Raw genomic sequence first — 1,593 nt, forward strand, 5'->3', positions numbered from 1 at the left:
ATCATGGCCGCCATGGCGCACGAGGACCCCGCCGCGACCGGGGAGACGGCGAATGGCTGACGCGCCGACCCTTCCGAGCAAGAGCGCCGCGCCTGACGTTTTGGCCTTCTTCCGTCGCTACGCCGCGCTGACGGCGCTGATCGCGCTGCTAGCGTTCAATTTCGCCTGGACGCCGCATTTCGCGAGCTTCCAGACGCTCAACGTCAACCTGACTCAGGTGGCGACCATCGTCATCGTCTCGGTCGGCATGACGCTTGTCATCGCGACCGGCGGCATCGATCTTTCGGTCGGCTCGCTGATGGCGATCGCCGGCGCGCTCGCGCCGCTCATCTTCTTGAGCGCGTTCGGCGCCGCGCATCCGGCCCTCGGGACTGCGCTCGCCTTCGTCGTCCCCATCGGGGTCGCGGGGCTGCTCGGTCTGTTCAACGGCTGGTTCATCACCCGTTTCCAGGTGCAACCGATCGTCGGCACGCTGGTGATGTTCATCGCCGGCCGCGGCATCGGGCAGGTGCTGACCAACGGCAATCTGCAGGCGTTCCACAACCCGACGTTCCAATTCATCGGCCTCGGTCGCGTTTTCGGCGTGCCGTTTCAGGTGATCGTCATGCTCATCCTTGTCGCCCTGGCGGCCTGGATGGTCCAGCGAACCCTGTTTGGTCGTTACATTCTCGCGATCGGCGGCAACGAACGCGCCGCGCGGCTTGCGGGCGTTCCGGTCAACCCGGTCAAACGCTGGGTCTACGCCATCAGCGGACTTTGCGCGGGAATCGCCGGGCTCGTCGTCATATCCATTAATTCGTCGAGCGACGCTAATCTGGTCGGGCTGGGCATGGAGCTCGATGCGATTGCTGCGGTCGCGGTCGGCGGCACGCCGTTCACCGGCGGACAGGCGAGCGTGGTCGGCTCGCTGATCTGCGCCCTCCTGATCCAGCTCCTACGCTACACGCTGCTCGCCAACGGCGTCCCGGACGCGGCGGCGCTCGTCGTCAAGGGGGCGATCATCGCCGGCGCCGTCTGGTCGCAGCAGCGGGCAAGAAGCGCATGAGCGTTCAGACGACGACCAATGTGGGTCCGGCCCGCCCTAGCAGCATCGCCTGGGCGGCGCAGCAGCGGGTGCTGATCGCGCTCGTGGCGCTGATCCTGTTCGGCGCGCTGCGCTACGATCATTTCCTCGGCGCGTATAACGTGCTTTCGGTGCTGCGCTACAATTCGATGTTCGCGCTGACCAGCCTCGGCATGGCCTTCGTGATCATGACGGCTGGCATCGACCTTTCGGTCGGCACGACGGCCGCCTGCGCGAGCGTGGTCTCGGCGCTGCTCTCGCCCTACGGCCTGCTTCCCGGTCTGCTCGGGGGACTCGGTGTGGGCGCAGCGGTCGGCGTGATCAACGGCTTCATGGTGACGCGCATGCGCATCCTGCCGTTCATTGCGACCTTGTCGGGCATGCTGATGGCGAGCGGGACCGGCCTGCTGCTCGCCCAGAACCAGTCGGTCTCGGTCTCGTACGACACAAATTTTATCTGGCTCGGCCAAGGGGATGTTTTCGGCTTCCCCGTGCCGGCGTGGATCGCTCTCGCGGCTTACGTCTATGGC

The 1,593-nt window shown here is 66.0% G+C and carries 2 protein-coding genes; both read left to right on the forward strand.

Annotated features, from left to right (window positions below):
• Positions 1–52: 52 nt before the first annotated feature.
• A complete protein-coding gene (locus WCB02_RS17020; RefSeq protein ID WP_423959733.1) occupies positions 53–1,045 on the forward strand; it encodes an ABC transporter permease in 993 nt (330 codons plus the stop codon).
• Positions 1,042–1,593: ABC transporter permease (locus tag WCB02_RS17025; RefSeq protein WP_423959735.1), on the forward strand; the 552-nt coding region annotated here is incomplete at its 3' end. The genes WCB02_RS17020 and WCB02_RS17025, both read left to right, overlap by 4 nt.

Origin of the sequence: Bradyrhizobium sp. (assembly GCF_049581145.1) — a bacterium.
Classification (GTDB): Bacteria; Pseudomonadota; Alphaproteobacteria; order Rhizobiales; family Xanthobacteraceae; genus Bradyrhizobium.

Excerpts from the sequence above, each read along its gene's own strand:
- WCB02_RS17020 (WP_423959733.1), top strand. The coding sequence starts at position 53 with ATGGCTGACGCGCCGACCCTTCCGAGCAAGAGCGCCGCGCCTGACGTT.